The sequence below is a fragment of the Pseudomonas sp. AE27 genome (genome assembly GCF_037113495.1).
GTDB lineage: Bacteria > Pseudomonadota > Gammaproteobacteria > Pseudomonadales > Pseudomonadaceae > Aquipseudomonas > Aquipseudomonas palmensis.
Map to the genome: position 1 here is coordinate 483,664 of NZ_CP146966.1, position 16,360 is coordinate 500,023.

Genomic DNA, 16,360 nt, shown 5'->3' on the forward strand with positions numbered 1-16,360 from the left:
CAACTGTTGTACAGGTGAAAAAGGGCCTGATGGCAGGTGGCAAATGGCCTAGGCTGTGTCTGTGCAGGATGAGACTCATCGGGCTGCGCATTGCTGCAAGGGACCTCATGAAGCAGAAACGGACTCTCGAAGCGCCCAGGTTGTTGGGCATCATCTGGCCTTTTGTGGCGGTCGTACTGTTCCAGGCCTTGCTGGGGGGCATCAGCCTCTATGCCTTGTCGGCCGTGCGCGGTTATGTGGCGGGCGAGAGCCTGTGGTCCAAGGGGCAGAAGGACGCCATCTACTTCCTGAGCCTGTATACCGACAGCCGCGACGAGGCGGCCTACCAGAAGTACCGGCAGGCCATCGCCATCCCCCAGGGTGGGCACCAGCTGCGCACCGCGCTGGACGCCAAGCCCCTGGACCTGGCCGCTGCGCGCCAGGGCATCCTCAGGGGCGGCAACCACCCGGATGACATCGACAGCGTCATCTGGCTTTACCTGAATTTCCGTCATGTCAGCTACATGGAACGCGCCATCGAACGCTGGTCGGTGGGGGACGACTACCTGCAGCAGCTGGATGCGCTGGCCAACCGGATCCACCAGGGCATCGTCACCGGGAATGTCACTGCGCAGCGGGTTGCCGCCTGGAAGGGTGAGATCGCCGCGATCAACGACGCGGTAACCCCCGCTGCCATGGCGTTCAGCGATGCACTGGGCGAAGGATCGCGCATGCTGTTGCGCCTGCTGCTGGTGGTCAACCTGGCCACGGCACTGTTTCTGATTGCGCTGGCCTGCCTGCGTACGCACAAGCTGCTGGCGCAGCGTCAGGCCTTTGCCAGCGCCCTGCAGGTGGAGAAGGATCGGGCGCAGATCACCTTGCAGTCGATTGGCGATGGGGTGATCACCACCGATGTCGAGGGCTGCATCGCCTACATGAATCCTGCCGCCGAGCAGTTGACCCACTGGAGCGCCGGACAGGCCCAGGGCCTGCCGCTGGCGGCGCTGTTCAGCCTGCTGGACGACAACGCCGAAAAAGACAGCCTGTCCCTTACCGAGCGCATTCTGAGCGGTACCCTCAAGGGCGGCAGCGAGCACGCCAAGCTGATCCAGCGGCTGGACGGCAGCACGGTGTCGGTGGCCCTGGTGGGCTCGCCGATCATCAGTGACGGTCAGGTCAGCGGCATCGTGCTGGTGCTGCACGACATGACCCAGGAGCGCCAGTACATCGCCAACCTGTCGTGGCAGGCCACCCATGATGCCCTCACCGGGCTGGCCAACCGGCGCGAATTCGAATACCGGCTGGAGCTGGCACTGGGCGACCTGGGCCGCCAGGCGGCGCGCCACACCCTGCTGTTTCTGGACCTGGATCAGTTCAAGCTGGTCAACGACACCTGTGGCCATGCGGCGGGCGACGAATTGCTGCGTCACATTTGCGCGGTGCTGCAGGCGGGCGTTCGCGAGGGCGATACCCTGGCGCGCCTGGGCGGCGACGAGTTCGGTATCCTGCTGGAGAACTGCCTGCCCGAGCAGGCCGAGCGCATTGCCGAGAACCTGCGCCAGACCGTGCAGAGCCTGCACTTCGTGTGGAAGGGGCGCCCGTTCATGACCACCGTGAGCGTGGGCCTGGTCCACCTGCAACTGGCACCCCATACGCTGGAGGCCTCGCTGCGTGCGGCCGACATGGCGTGCTACATGGCCAAGGAGAAGGGGCGCAACCGGGTGCAGGTGTACCACCCCGACGACACCGAGCTGTCCATGCGCTTTGGCGAGATGGCCTGGATCCAGCGCCTGCACATCGCCCTGGAGGAAGACCGCTTCTGCCTGTATGCCCAGGAAATCGCACCACTGGCGGCCGGTGAGTCGGATGCCGGTCATCTGGAAATACTGCTGCGCCTGCATGATGAGAGCGGGCGCATCATCCTGCCCGACAGCTTCATCCCGGCCGCCGAACGCTATGGGCTAATGATGGCCCTGGATCGCTGGGTGGTGAACAGAGTGTTCAAGGTGATTCGCCAGGCGCTGGACGAGGGGCGAAAGGGGCCATTGGCAATGTGCGCCATCAACCTGTCGGGCAGCAGTATCGGCGATGACAAGTTTCTGGATTATCTGCAGCGTCAGTTCGTCGAGTACGCCATACCGCCTGAAATGATCTGTTTCGAGATCACCGAAACCAGTGCGATTGCCAACCTGGGCAGCGCCATTCGTTTCATCAACGAATTGAAAGGGCTGGGTTGCCACTTTTCTCTGGACGACTTCTGCGCCGGCATGTCGTCGTTTGCCTACCTCAAACACTTGCCCGTGGACTTCCTGAAAATCGACGGGAGTTTCGTCAAGGACATGCTTGACGATCCTATTAACCGGGCTATGGTCGAAGTGATCAACCATATTGGCCACGTCATGGGCAAGCGCACCATTGCCGAGTTTGTCGAGACGCCCCTGATCGAACAGGCGCTGCATGAAATTGGTGTCGATTACGCCCAGGGCTACCTGATCGAGCGGCCGCAGGTGTTCACCTGTGAAAGCTTGCAACGCCGGCGTATCCGCTCTCGGCCCTTGCTGTTCAAGACGCCGGGGACGTTTCGCTGAACGTTCACTTCAAATCACAAGGATGTAGGGATATGACAGTGATTGATGCATTTGAGCGAGTGGGTCCATTGATGGACGCGCAAAGTTATCCACTCTGGGCTCAGAAACTGATCGAGGATTGCAGTGCGAGCAAGCAGCGGGTGGTAGAGCATGAAATCTATCACCGCCTGCGCGACGGCAAGCTGAGCCAGCGCACCCTGCGCCAGTATCTGATCGGCGGCTGGCCGGTAGTCGAACAGTTTTCGGTGTACATGGCGCAGAACCTGGCCAAGACCAGTTTTGCCCGCCACCCGGGGGAAGACATGGCGCGTCGCTGGCTGATGCGCAATATCCGTGTCGAGCTCAACCATGCCGACTACTGGGTGCACTGGGCCCAGGCGCACGGGGTCAGCCTGGACGATCTGAACGAGCAGAACGTGCCGGCCGAGTTGCAGGCGCTGAGTGACTGGTGCTGGCATACCTGTGCAGCCGATTCGCTGATCGTGGCCATGGCCGCGACCAACTATGCGATCGAAGGCGCGGTGGGGGAATGGTCGGCGCTGGTGTGTTCGACGGATACCTACGCCAACGGCTTTCCCGAAAGCGGGCGCAAACGCGCCATGAAATGGCTGAGGATGCACGCGCAGTATGACGACGAGCACCCTTGGGAGGCGTTGGAGATCATCTGCACGCTGGCGGGCAACAACCCACCACAGGCGCTGCAGACCCAGCTGCGTCGTGCGATCTGCAAGAGCTACGACTACATGTACCTGTTTCTGGAGCGCTGTCTGCAGCTGGAGCAGTCCCCACAGGCCGAGCCGGGCTCCGCTGCCCGGTCGCGCTCGGCCCTGGTCGGCGCCTGAGGCCTACTGCGCGTTGAGCGCCTGGCCGTTGATGCCCTTGCTGTCCGGGCCCATCAGGTAGAGGTAGACCGGCATGATCTGCTCGGGCAGCGGGTTGTTCTCCGGTGCCTCGGCAGGGTAGGCCTGGGCGCGCATGCTGGTGCGTGTGGCGCCCGGGTTGACGCTGTTGGCGCGCACGGGGGCAACGTTCTCCAGCTCGTCGGCGAGGGTCTGCATCAGGCCTTCGGTGGCGAATTTCGATACGCCATAGGCACCCCAGTAGGCCCGGCCCTTGCGCCCGACGCTGCTGGAGGTGAACACCACCGAGGCATCCTCAGACAGCTTGAGCAGCGGCAGCAGGGTGCTGGTGAGCATGAACATGGCGTTGACGTTGATGTGCATGACGCGCATGAAGTTCTCGCCCGACAACTGCTCCAGCGGGGTACGCGGGCCGATGATGGAGGCGTTGTGCAGCAGCCCGTCGAGACGACCGAATTCGTTTTCCACCATCACTGCCAGCTCATCGTACTGATGGGGCAGGGCGGTTTCGAGGTTGAAGGGCACGACCACCGGTGCCGGATGGCCGGCTGCGGTGATCTGGTCGTACACCTCGTTGAGGTTGGCTTCGGTCTTGCCCAGCAGCAGTACCGTGGCGCCATGGGCGGCGTAGGCCTTGGCAGCAGCGGCGCCGATGCCGCGACCGGCGCCGGTGACCAGGATGACCCGACCGTTGAGCAGGCCGGGGCGGGCGGTGTAGTCGAACATGGGATTCCCTCGAGATCGTGGTGAGGCATTCGCCGGCACGGCCGGTTCCTACAAATCGATGCGGTGTTGTAGGAGCCGGCCGTGCCGGCGAAGCTTTTGGCGGGTGTCGGCGATCAGCAGCCGCACAGGGCGCTGTCGAGCACCTTGCGCAGGTCCAGAGGATGATCGACCACCACGTCCGCGCCCCAGTTGTTGGGGTTGTCCTCTGGATGAATATAGCCGTAGCGCACCGCTGCGGTGCGGGTGCCGGCGTCGCGGCCCGACTCGATGTCGCGCAGGTCGTCACCCACGAACAGCACGCTGGCCGGGTCCAGGTTCAGGGTCTTGCAGGCCAGGATCAGCGGCTCGGGGTCGGGCTTGCTGTTCTTCACGTGATCCGGACAGATCAGCAGCGACGAACGCTCGGCCAGGCCCAGCTGCTGCATGATCGGCTCGGCGAAGCGTACCGGCTTGTTGGTGACCACGCCCCACAGCAGGTTGCCTTTTTCGATGTCGGCCAGCAGCTCGGCCATGCCGTCGAACAGCTTGCTGTGCACCGCGCAATCCTTCTGGTAGCGCTCGAGGAATTCCAGGCGCAGCGCCTCGAACTCGGGGGCTTCGGGGCTCATCGCGAACGCGGCGGCGACCATGGCTCGGGCGCCACCGGAAATCACCTCGCGAATCCGTTCGTCGTCGATTGCCGGAAGGCTGCGGTCGGCCAGCATGGCCTGGCAGATGGCGATGAAATCCGGCGCCGTGTCGAGCAGGGTGCCGTCCATGTCGAAAAGTACTGCTCGCAAACGCATGCTCATTCCTCGCGCAGGGTCTGGATCATGTAGTTGACGTCGACGTCGCTGGCCAGTTTGTAGTGCTTGGTCAGCGGGTTGTAGGTCAGGCCGATGATGTCCTTGACGCTCAGGCCCGCTTCGCGGCTCCAGGCGCCCAGTTCGGACGGTCGGATGAATTTCTTGAAGTCATGGGTGCCGCGCGGCAGCAGCTTCATGATGTATTCCGCACCGATGATGGCGAACAGGTAGGCCTTGGGGTTGCGGTTGATGGTGGAGAAGAATACCTGGCCGCCGGGCTTGACCATGCGGTAGCAGGCGCGGATCACCGAGGAGGGGTCGGGTACGTGCTCGAGCATCTCCAGGCAGGTGACCACGTCGAACTGCTCGGGCATTTCCTCGGCCAGGGCTTCGGCGGTGATCTGCCGGTATTCCACCTCGACGCCGGACTCCAGCTGGTGCAGGCGGGCGACGGCCAGCGGCGCTTCACCCATGTCGATGCCGGTGACGGTGGCACCCCGCAGGGCCATGGCCTCGCTGAGAATGCCGCCGCCGCAACCGACGTCGAGCACTTTCTTGCCGGCCAGCTTGACCCGCTCGTCGACCCAGTTGACCCGCAGCGGATTGATGTCGTGCAGTGGCTTGAATTCGCTTTCGCGGTCCCACCAGCGGTGGGCCAGGGCTTCGAATTTGGCGATTTCGGCGTGGTCGACGTTGCTCATGGAACGGTCCTCAGAAACTTTGATAATTCGCTACAGGTCGGCAGCCGTGGCTGCCGACGGGTTATTCGTGCTGGCCGCCGATACGCTGGCCCCAGCCACAGGCGCTGGCATGCAGGGCCTGTTCGTCGAGCCGGGTGAGGCGGCGCTCATCGAGCAGTTGCCGGCCGGCCACCCAGACGTGTCTTGCGCAGTCCCGCCCGCTGGCATACACCAGTTGCGAGACCGGGTCGTAGATCGGCTGCTGGGCCAGGCCCGACAGGTCGAATGCCACCAGGTCGGCAGCCTTGCCCAGCTCCAGCGAGCCGGTTACGGCCTCCAGGCCCAGGGCGCGGGCGCCGTTGAGGGTTGCCATGCGCAATGCGCGATGGGCATCCAGGGCGCTGGCCGAACCTGACACGGCCTTGGCCAGCAGGGCCGCGGTACGGGTTTCGCCCAGCAGGTCGAGGTCGTTGTTGCTGGCGGCGCCATCGGTGCCTATGGCTACGTTGACGCCAGCCTGCCACAGGCGTTCCACCGGGCAGAAGCCGCTGGCCAGCTTGAGGTTGGATTCAGGGCAGTGCACCACGCTGGTGTTGCTTTCTACCAGCAGGGCCAGGTCGTCGTCGCTGACCTGGGTCATGTGCACGGCCTGCAGGCGCGGGCCCAGCAGGCCGATGCGTGCCAGGCGCGCCAATGGCCGCTCGCCGCACTGGTCGATGGACTGCTGCACCTCGAAGGCGGTCTCGTGCAGGTGCATGTGCACCGGCGCGTCCAGCTCTTCGGCGATCACCCGGACCTTTTCCAGGTTGGCGTCGCTGACCGTGTACGGTGCGTGCGGGCCCAGGGCCACGGTGATGCGCGGATGGTGGCGCAGGTCGCCGAACAGCTCCACGCCCAGGTGCAGGCCTTCGTCGAAGGTGCGGGCGCCGGGAATCGGGAAGTCCAGCAACGGCACTGCGATCTGCGCGCGCATGCCGCTGTCGTGCACGCATTCGCTGGCGATCTTGGGGAAGAAGTACATGTCCGAGAAGCAGGTGATGCCACCCTTGAGCTGTTCGGCAATGGCCAGGTTGGTGCCGTCACGCACGAAGGCTTCATCGACCCAGCGGGCTTCGGCGGGCCAGATGTGCTCCTGCAGCCAGGTCATCAGCGGCAGGTCGTCGGCCAGGCCGCGAAACAGTGTCATCGCTGCGTGGCCGTGGGCGTTGATCAGGCCGGGCGCGAGCAGGCAACCGGGCAGCTCGCGCACCTCGGTGGCCTGCACGCGCAGGGCGTCTTCGCGCGGGCCGATGAAGGCGATAAGGCCGTCGCGGATACCGATGCCGTGGCCCTTGAGAACCACCCCGGCCGGTTCGACGGGCACCAGCCACGAGGGCAGGAGCAACAGGTCGAGGGGAGGTGCAGGCTTGGGCATGTGCGAAAATCCCGGTATCGCAGAAGGTGGGGGCGAAGTATACCCGAGCGTCCGCGGCTGGGGCTCGTTATAATCGTGCGCTTTTGATGTCCGAATGACGGGGTGAGGCATGCGCGATCGACTGTTGGCTGCGGAGAAGGTGACGGCCATCGATTGGCGGGATGGTGCCCTGTATCTGCTCGACCAGCGTGCGCTGCCGTTCGAGCAGCGCTGGCTGGCGTATACCGATGCCGTCGGGGTGGCCGAGGCCATCCGCACCATGGTGGTGCGCGGCGCCCCGGCCATCGGCATCAGTGCGGCCTATGGCCTGGTGCTGGCGCTGCGCCAGCGCCTGGCGGATGGCGATGACTGGGAAATGGCTCTGGAAGAGGACTTCGAGCTGCTGGGTGAAGCCCGTCCCACCGCCGTCAACCTGTTCTGGGCACTGAACCGCATGCGCGAGCGGCTGTTGCGGATCAAGGCCGGGGATGACGTGCTGGCGATCATGCTGGCCGAAGCCGAGGCCATTCACGAGAGCGACCGTGAAGCCAACCTGACCATGGCCCAGCTGGGCGCCGAGCTGATTCGCAGGCACCAGGGCAGCGAGCAGGCCATCCTCACCCACTGCAATGCCGGCGCGCTGGCCACGGGCGGGTTCGGCACTGCGCTGGGGGTGATTCGCGCCGCGTACCTGGAAGGCATGGTGGAGCGGGTGTACGTGGCCGAGACCCGGCCCTGGCTGCAAGGGTCGCGGCTGACCGCCTGGGAGCTGGCTGGCGAAGGGGTGCCGGTGACCATCGGCGTGGATTCCGCCGCCGCGCACCTGATGAAGACCAAAGGCATCACCTGGGTGATCGTCGGCGCCGACCGCATCACTGCCAATGGCGACGTGGTCAGCAAGATCGGCACCTACCAGCTGGCGGTCAATGCCATGCACCATGGGGTTCGCTTCATGGTGGTGGCGCCCAGTTCGAGCATCGACCTCAACCTGGCCAGTGGCGAGGAGGTGATGCTCGAGGAGCGGGATGTCAGCGAGCTGCTGGAGGTGGGCGGCGAACGGGTCGGGGCCGGGGTAGAGGCCTTCAATCCGGTGTTCGATGTGACGCCGGCAGACCTGATTGACGTGATCGTGACCGAAAAGGGCATCGTCGAGCGTCCGGACGCGGCCAAGATGGCGCAGTTGATGTGCCGCAAGCGGTTGCATTGAGGTCCGCGCCGCGCCCTTTGCCGGCAAGCCAGCCTCAGATCGGGCGGCGGTTTGCCATACTCCCAAGCCTATCGGGACTGTGGTAACATCCGACGGTTTCCAAGACCGCCTCCCGAGGCGGTCTTTACTGCGCAGATCCATGGCATAACTCGTTGATTTGTCGTAAGTCGCTGCCGGTCATCTGCTTGCAGCGGCGAGCTTCGTTCGTCCCATATGGATGTGACGAGGTTTCACCAGAAAAAGGAATCAGGCTTCTCATGGGCGAACTGGCCAAAGAAATCCTACCGGTCAATATCGAAGACGAACTGAGACAGTCCTACCTCGACTACGCGATGAGCGTCATTGTCGGGCGTGCACTGCCCGATGCGCGTGATGGCTTGAAGCCCGTGCATCGCCGCGTTCTGTTTGCGATGAGTGAACTGGGTAACGACTGGAACAAACCGTACAAGAAATCCGCCCGTGTGGTCGGTGACGTGATCGGTAAGTATCACCCCCACGGTGATACCGCGGTCTACGACACCATCGTCCGTATGGCCCAGCCGTTCTCGCTGCGCTACCTGCTGGTGGACGGCCAGGGCAACTTCGGTTCGGTGGACGGCGACAATGCCGCGGCCATGCGATACACCGAAGTGCGCATGACCAAGCTGGCGCACGAGCTGCTGGCAGACCTGCACAAGGAAACCGTCGACTGGGTGCCCAACTACGACGGCACCGAGCAGATTCCGGCGGTCATGCCGACCAAGATCCCGAACCTGCTGGTCAACGGCTCCAGCGGTATTGCCGTGGGCATGGCGACCAACATTCCGCCGCACAACCTCGGTGAAGTCATCGACGGTTGCCTGGCGCTGATCGACAACGCCGACATCACGGTCGATGAGCTGATGCAGTTCATCCCGGGGCCGGACTTCCCGACTGCCGCGATCATCAACGGTCGCCAGGGCATCATCGAGGCCTACCGCACCGGTCGCGGGCGCATCTACATGCGTGCCCGCTCGACGGTCGAGGACATCGACAAGGTCGGTGGCCGCCAGCAGATCGTGATCACCGAGCTGCCGTACCAGCTGAACAAGGCGCGGCTGATCGAGAAGATCGCCGAGCTGGTCAAGGAAAAGAAACTCGAGGGCATCACCGAGCTGCGCGACGAGTCCGACAAGGACGGCATGCGCATCGTCATCGAGCTGCGCCGTGGCGAAGTGCCGGAGGTGATCCTCAACAACCTCTACGCCCAGACCCAGCTGCAGGCCGTGTTCGGCATCAACATCGTGGCGCTGATCGACGGCCGTCCGCGGGTGCTGAACCTCAAGGACCTGCTCGAGGCGTTCGTGCGTCACCGCCGCGAGGTGGTCACCCGCCGTACCGTGTTCGAGCTGCGCAAGGCCCGCGAACGCGGCCATATCCTCGAGGGCCAGGCGGTCGCACTGTCCAACATCGACCCGGTCATCGCCCTGATCAAGGCTTCGCCGACGCCGTCCGAGGCCAAGGAAGCGCTGATCGGCACGCCGTGGGAGTCCAGCGCCGTGCAGGTGATGGTCGAGCGCGCCGGCGCCGATTCCTGCCGCCCGGAAACCCTCGACGAGCAGTACGGCCTGCGTGATGGCAAGTACTACCTTTCGCCCGAACAGGCCCAGGCCATCCTGGACCTGCGCCTGCACCGCCTGACCGGCCTGGAGCACGAGAAGCTGCTGGCCGAGTACCAGGAGATTCTCAAGCAGATCGGCGAGCTGATTCGCATCCTGAACAACGCCGAGCGCTTGATGGAAGTGATCCGCGAAGAGCTGGAGCTGATCCGTGCCGAATATGGCGACGTGCGCCGCACCGAGATTCTCGATGCACGCCTGGACCTGACCCTGGGTGACATGATCCCGGAAGAAGACCGCGTGGTGACCATCTCCCACGGCGGCTACGCCAAGACCCAGCCGCTGGCGGCCTACCAGGCCCAGCGCCGTGGCGGCAAGGGGAAGTCGGCCACCGGCGTCAAGGACGAGGACTACATCTCGCACCTGCTGGTCGCCAACAGCCACACCACGCTGCTGCTGTTCTCCAGCAAGGGCAAGGTGTACTGGCTCAAGACCTACGAAATCCCCGAGGCGTCGCGTGCCGCACGTGGTCGTCCGCTGGTGAACCTGCTGCCGCTGGGCGAGGGCGAGGTCATCACCACCATGCTGCCGGTGGAGGAATACACCGAAGGCCACTTCATCTTCATGGCCACCGCCAACGGCACCGTGAAGAAGACCCCGCTGGAGCAGTTCAGTCGTCAGCGCAGTGTCGGCCTGATCGCGCTGGAGCTGGACGAAGGCGACATCCTGATTTCCGCCTCCATCACCGATGGTGAGCGCGAGGTCATGCTGTTCTCCGATGCCGGCAAGGTCACCCGCTTCAAGGAGTCCGACGTGCGTGCCATGGGGCGTACCGCCCGCGGTGTGCGCGGCATGCGCCTGGCCGAGGGGCAGAAGCTGATTTCGATGATCATCCCCGAAGAAGGCAGCCAGATCCTCACCGCTTCCGAGCGTGGTTTCGGCAAGCGTACCGCCATCGCCGAGTTCCCCGAGTACAAGCGTGGCGGCCAGGGCGTCATCGCCATGGTCAGCAACGATCGCAACGGCCGTCTGGTCGGTGCGGTACAGGTGCAGGAAGGCGAGGAGATCATGCTGATTTCCGACCAGGGCACCCTGGTGCGTACCCGTGTCGGCGAAGTCTCCAGCCTGGGCCGCAATACCCAGGGCGTGACGCTCATCAAGCTGGCCAGCGACGAGACCCTGGTGGGTCTGGAGCGGGTGCAGGAGCCGTCCGACGAGGAAGACGACGAAGACTTCGTGGCGGATGCCGAGGCTGACGTGGACGCCGGCGAAGGGTCGCCACTGGACGCTGCAGCTGACGAAGAGACGCCGCAGGAATAAATTGTAGTAGCGCAACCTATGGGAGCGGCTGTGGGGGCGGGCAGGCCCGCCACTGCGGTGTCTGCTCCCACAGACATCAAGAGCAGAGCGAGAGTGGATGTGAGCAAACGAGCCTTTAACTTCTGCGCAGGCCCTGCTGCGCTTCCTGAAGCTGTGCTGCAGCGTGCCCAGGCAGAAATGCTGAACTGGCGCGGCAAAGGCCTGTCGGTCATGGAGATGAGCCACCGTAGCGACGACTACGTGGCCATTGCCGAGAAGGCCGAGCAGGACCTGCGCGACCTGATGTCCATCCCCTCCAACTACAAGGTGCTGTTCCTGCAGGGCGGCGCCAGCCAGCAGTTTGCCGAGATCCCGTTGAACCTGCTGCCCGAGGGCGGTACGGCCGACTACATCGAGACCGGCATCTGGTCGAAAAAGGCGATCGAGGAAGCGCGTCGCTACGGCAACATCAATGTCGCCGCCAGCGCCAAGCCTTACGATTACCTGGCCATCCCGGGTCAGAACGAGTGGAACCTGACCAAGGACGCCGCCTACCTGCATTACGCCTCGAACGAGACCATCGGTGGTCTGGAGTTCGACTGGGTGCCGCAGACCGGTGACGTGCCGCTGGTTGTGGACATGTCCTCGGACATCCTCTCGCGTCCGGTCGACGTGTCGCAGTTCGGTCTGATCTACGCCGGTGCGCAGAAGAACATCGGCCCCAGCGGCCTGGTGGTGGTGATCGTGCGTGAAGACCTGCTGGGCCGTGCCCGCAGCAGCTGCCCGACCATGCTCGACTACAAGGTCGCGGCCGACAACGGCTCGATGTACAACACCCCGGCAACCTATTCCTGGTACCTCTCGGGCCTGGTGTTCGAGTGGCTCAAGGAGCAGGGCGGCGTCGCTGCCATGGAGCAGCGCAACCGCGCCAAGAAGGACCGCCTGTACGGCTTCATCGACAAGAGCGACTTCTATACCAATCCGATCAGCAGCAATGCCCGTTCCTGGATGAACGTGCCGTTCCGCCTGGCCGACGAGCGCTTGGACAAGGCGTTCCTGGCGGGCGCCGACGAGCGTGGCCTGCTCAACCTCAAGGGTCACCGTTCGGTGGGCGGCATGCGTGCCTCGATCTACAACGCCCTGGGCCTGGATGCCGTGGAGGCACTGGTGGCCTACATGGGTGAATTCGAGAAGGAACACGCCTGATGTCCGAACAGGAACTCAAGGCCCTGCGCGTGCGCATCGACAGCCTCGACGAGAAGATCCTCGAGTTGATCAGCGACCGTGCGCGCTGCGCCCAGGAAGTCGCCCGGGTCAAGACTGCGACCCTGGCAGATGGCGAGGTGCCGGTGTTCTACCGGCCCGAGCGCGAGGCGCAGGTGCTCAAGCGCGTGATGGAGCGCAACAAGGGCCCGCTGGGCAACGAGGAAATGGCCCGGCTGTTCCGTGAAATCATGTCGTCGTGCCTGGCCCTGGAGCAACCGCTCAAGGTCGCCTACCTGGGGCCTGAGGGCACCTTTACCCAGGCCGCAGCCATGAAGCACTTCGGCCATGCCGTGATCAGCAAGCCGATGGCGGCCATCGACGAGGTATTCCGCGAAGTGGTCGCCGGCGCGGTCAATTTCGGCGTGGTGCCTGTGGAAAACTCCACCGAAGGTGCGGTCAACCACACCCTGGACAGCTTCCTCGAGCACGACATGGTGATCTGCGGCGAAGTCGAGCTGCGCATTCACCACCACCTGCTGGTGGGCGAGAATACCAAGACCGACAGCATCAGCCGTATCTACTCCCACGCCCAGTCGCTGGCCCAGTGCCGCAAGTGGCTGGATGCTCATTATCCGAACGTCGAGCGGGTGGCGGTATCGAGCAATGCCGAAGCTGCCAAGCGGGTCAAGGGCGAGTGGAATTCGGCGGCGATCGCCGGTGACATGGCGGCCGGCCTGTACGGTCTGACACGCCTGGCGGAGAAAATCGAAGACCGTCCGGACAATGCCACGCGCTTCCTGATGATCGGCAACCAGGAAGTGCCGCCGACCGGTGATGACAAGACCTCGATCATCGTTTCGATGAGCAACAAGCCGGGTGCGCTGCACGAACTGCTGGTACCGTTCCACGAGAACGGCATCGACCTGACCCGCATCGAGACCCGTCCGTCGCGCAGCGGCAAGTGGACCTACGTGTTCTTCATCGACTTCGTCGGCCACCATCGTGACCCGTTGATCAAGGCGGTGCTGGAGCAGATCAGCCAGGAGGCGGTGGCCCTGAAGGTACTGGGCTCGTATCCGAAGGCGGTGCTCTGAGGTATGCCAATGCGTGATGTTCTGAACAGGGTCCTGCTCCGTGGTTGAAGTCGTAAAGCAAGGCGGGCCCGTCATTGGCCGGCTGGTGGTGGTGGGCCTGGGCCTGATTGGCGGCTCGTTCGCCAAGGGCCTGCGTGAAAGTGGCCTGTGCCGCGAGGTGGTCGGTGTCGACCTGGACCCGCAGTCGCGCAAGCTGGCGGTCGAGCTGGGTGTGGTCGACCGTTGTGAAGAGGACCTGGCTGCGGCCTGTGTCGGGGCTGACGTGATCCAGCTGGCGGTGCCGATCCTGGCCATGGAAAAGCTCCTGGCGCGCCTGGCGCAGCTTGATCTGGGTGCAGCGGTGCTGACTGATGTGGGCAGCGCCAAGGGCAACGTGGTGCGTGCTGCGCGCGAAGCCTTTGCCGAGAAACTGCCGCGTTTCGTACCTGGCCATCCGATCGCGGGCTCCGAGCAGAGTGGGGTGGAGGCCTCCAATGCCGCCCTGTTCCGTCGTCACAAGGTGATTCTCACGCCGCTGGCAGAAACCGACCCGGCCGCCCTGGCTCTGGTCGATCGCCTGTGGCGTGCACTGGATGCCGATGTCGAGCACATGCAGGTGGAGCGCCACGACGAAGTGCTGGCGGCAACCAGTCATCTGCCGCATCTGCTGGCTTTCGGCCTGGTCGATTCGCTGGCCAAGCGCAATGAAAACCTCGATATCTTCCGTTACGCTGCCGGTGGGTTCCGCGATTTCACAAGAATCGCCGGAAGCGACCCGGTCATGTGGCATGACATCTTCCTCGCCAATCGCGAGGCTGTCCTGCGCACACTGGATACATTTCGCAGCGACCTCGACGCCTTGCGCGACGCGGTCGATGCAGGGGATGGGCACCAGCTGCTGGGCGTTTTCACCCGCGCCCGGGTTGCCCGCGAGCATTTCAGTAAAATCCTGGCCCGTCGGGCCTATGTGGACGCTATGAACTCCAACGACCTGATTTTCCTGGCACAACCTGGTGGCCGCCTGTCCGGCCGTATTCGCGTACCAGGCGACAAATCGATTTCTCACCGCTCGATCATGCTCGGCTCCCTGGCCGAAGGCACCACCGAGGTGGAAGGCTTCCTCGAGGGTGAGGATGCGCTGGCGACCCTGCAGGCGTTCCGCGACATGGGCGTGGTCATCGAAGGCCCGCACCATGGTCGCGTGACCATTCACGGGGTGGGGCTCAATGGCCTCAAGCCGCCGCCTGGCCCGATCTACCTGGGTAACTCGGGTACCTCGATGCGCCTGCTGTCCGGCCTGCTGGCCGCGCAGCCGTTCGACACCGTGCTGACCGGCGATGCTTCGCTGTCCAAGCGCCCGATGAACCGTGTGGCCAACCCGCTGCGCGAAATGGGTGCGGTCATCGAGACCGCCGCCGAGGGCCGCCCGCCGATGACCATCCGCGGTGGCCATACGCTCAAGGCGCTGGATTACAAACTGCCGATGGCCAGTGCCCAGGTCAAATCCTGCCTGTTGCTGGCCGGCCTGTATGCCCAGGGCAAGACTACCGTCACCGAGCCTGCGCCTACCCGTGACCATACCGAGCGCATGCTGCGCGGTTTTGGCTACAGCGTGAGCGTCGATGGCCCTACCGCCTCGCTGGAGTCGGGTGGCAAGCTGACCGCCACCCACATCGAGGTGCCGGCCGATATCTCCTCGGCGGCCTTCTTCCTGGTCGCGGCCTCGATTGCCGAGGGTTCGGAGCTGGTACTGGAGCACGTCGGCATCAACCCGACCCGCACCGGTGTCATCGACATTCTGCAACTGATGGGCGGCGATATCACCCTGGAAAACCAGCGTGAAGTCGGCGGCGAGCCGGTAGCCGATCTGCGAGTGCGCGGCGCCAGGCTCAAGGGTATCGAGATTCCGGAGCACCTGGTGCCCCTGGCGATCGACGAGTTCCCGGTGCTGTTCGTGGCTGCGGCCTGTGCCGAAGGGCGTACCGTGCTGCGCGGCGCCGAAGAGCTGCGGGTGAAGGAGTCGGATCGCATCCAGGTCATGGCCGACGGCCTGCTGGCGCTGGGCGTGAAGTGCGAGCCTACCCCGGACGGCATCATCATCGACGGCGGCAGCATTGGTGGTGGCGAAGTGCATGGGCATGGCGACCACCGTATCTCCATGGCCTTCAGCGTCGCCTCGCTGCGCGCTTGCGCGCCGATTCGCATCCATGACTGTGCCAACGTCGCCACCTCGTTCCCCAACTTCCTCGCGCTGTGTGCCGAAGTCGGCATCCGCGTAGCTGAAGAGGGCAAGTCGTGAACGCCCTGGCACCGGTCATCACCATCGACGGGCCTAGCGGTTCTGGCAAGGGTACCGTTGCCGGCATGCTGGCCCGCGAGCTGGGCTGGAAGCTGCTGGATTCCGGTGCTCTGTACCGCCTCCTGGCATTCGCCGCCGGCAACCACGGTGTCGACCTGACCAATGAAGAGCTGCTGGTCAAGCTGGCCGCCCATCTGGACGTGCAGTTCATCGCCGCCGAGCCGGGCAAGTTGCAGCAGATCATCCTCGAGGGGGATGATGTGAGCAATGTGATCCGTACCGAAACCGTGGGCGCTGGCGCATCGATGGTGGCTTCGCTGCCGGCGGTGCGTGATGCGCTGCTGCAGCGCCAGCGGGCGTTTCAGGAGTCTCCCGGCCTGATCGCCGATGGGCGCGACATGGGGACGGTGGTGTTTCCAGACGCGCCCTTGAAGATTTTCCTCACGGCCAGCGCCGAGGAGCGGGCGCGTCGTCGTTACTTGCAGTTGAAGAGCAAGGGCGATGATGTTAGTCTGTCGAGTCTGCTAGATGAGATACGTGCGCGTGATGAGCGCGACACCCAGCGCGCAGTGGCCCCGCTCAAGCCGGCGGCCGATGCAATCCAGCTGGATTCCACGGAATTGTCCATCGAACAGGTGTTGCAACGCATCAGAAGCGAGATCGCACTTCGCGATATCGCCTGATACAG

Annotated in this window: 12 protein-coding genes; 8 read left to right on the forward strand and 4 right to left on the reverse strand. The window is 64.2% G+C overall.

Going from position 1 to position 16,360, the window contains the following annotated elements:
• The first annotated feature begins 107 nt into the window (after window positions 1-107).
• Together V9K84_RS02250 and V9K84_RS02255 are read left to right on the forward strand one after the other, a co-directional pair.
• A complete protein-coding gene (locus tag V9K84_RS02250) occupies window positions 108-2,567 on the forward strand; it encodes an EAL domain-containing protein (RefSeq protein ID WP_088514045.1) in 2,460 nt (819 codons plus the stop codon).
• A gap of 38 nt (window positions 2,568-2,605) precedes the next feature.
• A complete protein-coding gene (locus V9K84_RS02255; protein WP_088514083.1) occupies window positions 2,606-3,409 on the forward strand; it encodes an iron-containing redox enzyme family protein in 804 nt (267 codons plus the stop codon).
• A 3-nt stretch (window positions 3,410-3,412) separates the two neighbouring features.
• On the opposite strand, the gene V9K84_RS02260 is transcribed toward V9K84_RS02255, so the two are convergent.
• The 4 genes from V9K84_RS02260 to V9K84_RS02275 form a co-directional block, all read right to left on the reverse strand.
• The gene (locus tag V9K84_RS02260) at window positions 3,413-4,153 is read right to left on the reverse strand and encodes a YciK family oxidoreductase (RefSeq protein WP_088514046.1); all 741 of its coding nucleotides are present in this window, start codon (window positions 4,151-4,153) and stop codon (window positions 3,413-3,415) included.
• 113 nt (window positions 4,154-4,266) lie between these two features.
• Entirely contained in the window at window positions 4,267-4,938 is a 672-nt protein-coding gene (gene mupP, locus V9K84_RS02265) for an N-acetylmuramic acid 6-phosphate phosphatase MupP (RefSeq protein ID WP_043862672.1), read from the reverse strand.
• Window positions 4,939-4,940: 2 nt separating this feature from the next.
• Window positions 4,941-5,639, reverse strand: coding sequence for a bifunctional 2-polyprenyl-6-hydroxyphenol methylase/3-demethylubiquinol 3-O-methyltransferase UbiG (gene ubiG / locus V9K84_RS02270; RefSeq protein WP_043862673.1), 699 nt, complete (start codon window positions 5,637-5,639; stop codon window positions 4,941-4,943).
• Between the two features lie 61 nt (window positions 5,640-5,700).
• Complete coding sequence (locus V9K84_RS02275; RefSeq protein ID WP_088514047.1) at window positions 5,701-7,032, reverse strand: TRZ/ATZ family hydrolase; 1,332 nt, start codon at window positions 7,030-7,032, stop codon at window positions 5,701-5,703.
• Window positions 7,033-7,141: 109 nt separating this feature from the next.
• Between V9K84_RS02275 and mtnA the strand changes: the two genes are divergently transcribed.
• The 6 genes from mtnA (at window position 7,142) to cmk (ending at window position 16,355) form a co-directional block, all read left to right on the forward strand.
• Complete coding sequence (mtnA, locus tag V9K84_RS02280; RefSeq protein ID WP_078479774.1) at window positions 7,142-8,218, forward strand: S-methyl-5-thioribose-1-phosphate isomerase; 1,077 nt, start codon at window positions 7,142-7,144, stop codon at window positions 8,216-8,218.
• A 257-nt stretch (window positions 8,219-8,475) separates the two neighbouring features.
• Window positions 8,476-11,115: a DNA gyrase subunit A gene (gyrA, locus tag V9K84_RS02285; RefSeq protein ID WP_054915857.1), complete on the forward strand. Its 2,640-nt coding sequence runs from the start codon at window positions 8,476-8,478 to the stop codon at window positions 11,113-11,115.
• Between the two features lie 99 nt (window positions 11,116-11,214).
• On the forward strand, window positions 11,215-12,300 hold the full coding sequence (serC, locus tag V9K84_RS02290; protein WP_043862751.1) for a 3-phosphoserine/phosphohydroxythreonine transaminase: 1,086 nt from the start codon (window positions 11,215-11,217) through the stop codon (window positions 12,298-12,300).
• Window positions 12,300-13,394 (forward strand): prephenate dehydratase, encoded by a 1,095-nt coding sequence (pheA, locus tag V9K84_RS02295; protein WP_088514048.1) that lies wholly within the window; start codon window positions 12,300-12,302, stop codon window positions 13,392-13,394. Before serC ends, pheA begins: the two co-directional genes overlap by 1 nt.
• A 40-nt stretch (window positions 13,395-13,434) precedes the next feature.
• On the forward strand, window positions 13,435-15,672 hold the full coding sequence (locus V9K84_RS02300; protein ID WP_043862678.1) for a bifunctional prephenate dehydrogenase/3-phosphoshikimate 1-carboxyvinyltransferase: 2,238 nt from the start codon (window positions 13,435-13,437) through the stop codon (window positions 15,670-15,672).
• Window positions 15,669-16,355 (forward strand): (d)CMP kinase, encoded by a 687-nt coding sequence (gene cmk / locus V9K84_RS02305; RefSeq protein ID WP_088514049.1) that lies wholly within the window; start codon window positions 15,669-15,671, stop codon window positions 16,353-16,355. Before V9K84_RS02300 ends, cmk begins: the two co-directional genes overlap by 4 nt.
• Window positions 16,356-16,360: the final 5 nt, after the last annotated feature.